Consider the following 3,640-nt stretch of genomic DNA (forward strand, 5'->3'; position numbering starts at 1 on the left):
CGTCTGGCGAAGGGCGATGACACCAGCTCCTGCTGGGTGCGCGTGTCGAGCGCGTGGGCGGGCCAGGGCTACGGCGGGGTGCAAATCCCGCGCGTCGGCGATGAGGTGGTGGTGGACTTTATCAACGGCGACCCGGACCGTCCGATTATCACCGGGCGCGTGTACAACGACGCGAGCATGCCGCCGTGGGCGCTGCCGGCTGCGGCGACGCAGATGGGCTTTATGAGCCGCACGAAAGACGGTTCCGTGGACAACGCCAACGCCCTGCGGTTTGAGGATAAAGCGGGTGCAGAGCAGGTGTGGATCCAGGCCGAGCGTAACATGGACACCAGCGTTAAAAATGATGAAACGCACAGCGTCGGCGGCGAGCGCAGCCATTACGTGAAGAAAAATGAACTGCATCGCGTGGAAGCGAATCAGACTCAGGCCGTGAAAGGTGGCACCGAGATCCTGACGGGGAAAGGCAAGCTGGATGCGGCGGTGGAGCAGTACGTCATTGCTTCCGGGACGAAGCTGCGGCTGGTCTCCGGTGAGAGTGCCATTGAGCTGAATGCTAACGGCAAGATTAACCTCATCGGCAAAGAGTTTAACTTCTTCGTGGAAGGGGATGGGTATATCACCACGGGCGGTAAGCTGCATCTGAATACCTCTGGTACAAAACCGGGCACCACGGCGCCGGGATCGGGACATAAAGGGGATATTGATGCGGCGGTGCAGGCGAAATTTACGGCCAAAGATGAGTAAAGCAGGTGCGGTGCTTATCGCGTTACTAACGACGGGAATGGCTGGAGAAGATGCGCAGAAAAAGGATCTCTGGATGTTTATTTCCGGGATGAGTGCATCGCTTAAGACGTTATCCGTTACAACCCTTAGTAACGCGCCGTTATCGTTTAAGATGACCAGGCAAAATGAATATATCAATTTCTACAATGCCGACGATATCAAACTCGCTGATGGAACGAACATAACCGCAATTGGGTTACGTTTAAGCAAACAAAACGACGGCATGGCGCCTTTACTGAATTTTTCACCTTCCTCAGATCAATGCATAACGCTTGATACCGTTAAAAAGCGCTATCCGCAGCTGAGGTTAACTGATTATCCGCGCGGCCGTTCGGAGAACGAAGTGACCAGCTATACAGCCCGAAAAGATATGAATGGACAAAAAGTGAGCTTCAGTTTCACCGTGAAAAATCCTCACTGTCTGGGTTCAGTCGTCATTAGCGCCGACTAAGAAATACTGCACTCATGTCCTGACGGTTTCTTCAGGGTGATAATGGCCATACACATTCAATAAATGACGATTAACGTGAAAAAACATACGCCAATATTTCTTTGTTCGGTCCTGATGTTTAGCTGTCCTGGCAGCAATGTGGTTTTCGCTCAAGGTAAGCCATCCATTTTGACTAAACAGGATTTTTCCGTACAGATCAAAGACCAGCCTGTCGCCCTGGGCGACAGATGGACGCCTGATATTGCCCGTAAAATTGGCGTGCCGGTGGAAGGCAGTTTTACCGGTGAGGTTCCTTTTGATGGAGTCCAATATAAATTCTTTCAGCATCAAAACGCTGGAGTAGAAATATTCACTTCCAACCTCTGGTGGGATAAAGCGGAAAGAAGCGTTGATGATTATATCGTGTCTCAAATTACGCTGACTGCCGAAGACTTCGCAACGCCGCGCGGTGTCCATGTGGGTTCAACGAGAAAGGAACTGAACAGCGCATACGGTACCGGTCAGGTCGAAAATGATGCCGGGGAGCAGTGGATTACCTACGAATTGGATAAAAAACTGCTCTCTTTTGAGATAAAAGGCGACAACGTTATAAAAATAACGATGAATTACAACAATGATTCTCAAGAATAATTTATGACCAAAAAATATGTTGCAGCCGTATTGTTCACGGCTTTATTGACAGGCGCAGTTGAAACGTCATCTGCGTTAGAGTTATCGCAATACAATAACCTCGATACGGTCAGACGCATCGTTAACGACAGCGAAGTGACAGACAATCTCAGGAAGACGTTGGGAGATCATTACCAGACCTTTATTGATAACTTTGATGTCTTCGGCGAACCGCATACCACCCCAGGTGGCGGATTGTTTGTTGAGGGCTGGCTAAAAGATCTTTATCTGGAGAACGCATCCGCGCTGGTCATCAATCCTGACGGCAAAATCTTTGCGGCCTGGGTGGTTCCAGAATCAAACGTTATCCATTACCAGTCATCTGATAATAGTCAGGCCATTAATGCCGATATTCAGCAATGGGCCGCCAGATTCAATACGATGCAGTTTGCAAAAAGCAGCCAATCAGGACTCGCGTTTGACGGGGAGTGGGCTGGTGAATTCGAGAACGACTCGACGTTAACCCTGCGGCTAGCTGAATCTGGCAACCGTATCACCGGGTCTTATTGCTATGTCTCCCGGAGAGGAAATCGCATCGATTGCCCGGAAGATGATGAGCATAATCTTAGCGGTACGATCGCGGGAAACCGTGCGAACGTTGAGTTCAACTCATCGTTTGGCGGCGCAGGCGGACGGGCTGTTCTGGAACTAAAGGGGAGTGAAATGGAATGGCGTTTAGTTACTCCTCCTCAAAAAGGAAATGATTTTGCTCCGCTGCGTTATACGTTACGTAAAGCCGCTTCGGTTCAAAACGCGGAAACCAGAAAACTGGACACCGAAAAGTTCACTATCTCTCTGATAAACAAGTGCGGGCGTTTCGAGGGTGAATGTGACCAGATGGTTTATCTCGGTGTGCGCAAAAGCGATAACAGTACGATCTCCTTAAAGGGAAAAACGTTACACGATACCGCAGGTAAAATAATCGGCTCAACGTACAAGAACGGCGAGATCGCTTATACCGTCACGTATGCACCCGTGAAATTGGTTGTCAGCAAAGGCAGCCATGTTTTAGTCGAACAGTCAGGCCAGTGGCTTAAATAACTATAGCCAGCCAAAAGGCCAGCATCGATTGGCCTTCTTGTTTCTCTCAATATTAAGCATCCCGAGTTCACTTATGAAATACACCCTCCAGGAAGGCTCGTTTTCCCTTTTTCCTGCTGCCTGGCAGGATAACAGTATGAACATTATTCGCGATGACGAAAGCGGGCTGTCCGTAGTGGTCAGCCGCGGTGTGATTCCCGATGGCAGCGACTACAAACAAGAGTTTCACCGCCAGTGGGATGTGTTGCGTCCTCAGATGGGTGAGATCGCCCAGAGCGAATTCCGGGACGTAAAAGCCGGGCCTGACGGAAACATTAACGGGCTGGAAGTTGAAACCACGTTTGACCGTAACGGGCAACGCCTGTGGCAAAAACAGCTGGCCGTGCAGACGCCGGGCAAACCGGTATTGATGATTTTTACCCTCTCGGCACTCAGAGCCTTTACCGAAGAGGACGAGGTGCGCTGGAGCGCGCTTAAGCAGAGCCTGACGCTAAACGACAACCGGAATGTGTAAGGCATGAGCGATAACAACGCGGCCCGTAAGGGCGACGAGATTATTCACTCCAGCATTTTTGCTGACATCACCAGCATTGTGGCGGAAGGTGCCGCCTATGCGGTGATCGGCGCGGCGGTGGGGCTGGCGGCTACGGCCGCCGCGCCACTCCTCGGTGCTGGAGCCGCCGCAGCAGGCGTGGC

5 protein-coding genes are annotated in these 3,640 nt (G+C 51.2%); all 5 read left to right on the forward strand.

What is annotated here, in order from left to right:
* On the forward strand, nucleotides 1-744 hold a 744-nt coding region (locus tag DOU50_RS00790), incomplete at its 5' end, for a type VI secretion system Vgr family protein (protein ID WP_148768528.1).
* Nucleotides 737-1,234 (forward strand): hypothetical protein, encoded by a 498-nt coding sequence (locus DOU50_RS00795; protein WP_228117489.1) that lies wholly within the window; start codon nucleotides 737-739, stop codon nucleotides 1,232-1,234. The genes DOU50_RS00790 and DOU50_RS00795, both read left to right, overlap by 8 nt.
* 75 nt (nucleotides 1,235-1,309) lie before the next feature.
* Entirely contained in the window at nucleotides 1,310-1,864 is a 555-nt protein-coding gene (locus DOU50_RS00800; protein WP_228117490.1) for a hypothetical protein, read from the forward strand.
* Between the two features lie 3 nt (nucleotides 1,865-1,867).
* On the forward strand, nucleotides 1,868-2,944 hold the full coding sequence (locus tag DOU50_RS00805) for a hypothetical protein (RefSeq protein ID WP_148768530.1): 1,077 nt from the start codon (nucleotides 1,868-1,870) through the stop codon (nucleotides 2,942-2,944).
* 73 nt (nucleotides 2,945-3,017) lie between these two features.
* Nucleotides 3,018-3,458, forward strand: a complete 441-nt coding sequence (locus tag DOU50_RS00810) for a DcrB-related protein (RefSeq protein WP_024909853.1) — start codon at nucleotides 3,018-3,020, stop codon at nucleotides 3,456-3,458.
* Nucleotides 3,459-3,640 lie beyond the last annotated feature (182 nt).

Source organism: Enterobacter sp. C6 (assembly GCF_008122455.1).
In the GTDB taxonomy this organism is placed as follows: Bacteria; Pseudomonadota; Gammaproteobacteria; order Enterobacterales; family Enterobacteriaceae; genus Enterobacter; species Enterobacter pseudoroggenkampii.

Excerpts from the sequence above, each read along its gene's own strand:
- DOU50_RS00795 (WP_228117489.1), top strand. The coding sequence starts at position 737 with ATGAGTAAAGCAGGTGCGGTGCTTATCGCGTTACTAACGACGGGAATG.
- DOU50_RS00805 (WP_148768530.1), top strand. The coding sequence starts at position 1,868 with ATGACCAAAAAATATGTTGCAGCCGTATTGTTCACGGCTTTATTGACA.
- DOU50_RS00810 (WP_024909853.1), top strand. The coding sequence starts at position 3,018 with ATGAAATACACCCTCCAGGAAGGCTCGTTTTCCCTTTTTCCTGCTGCC.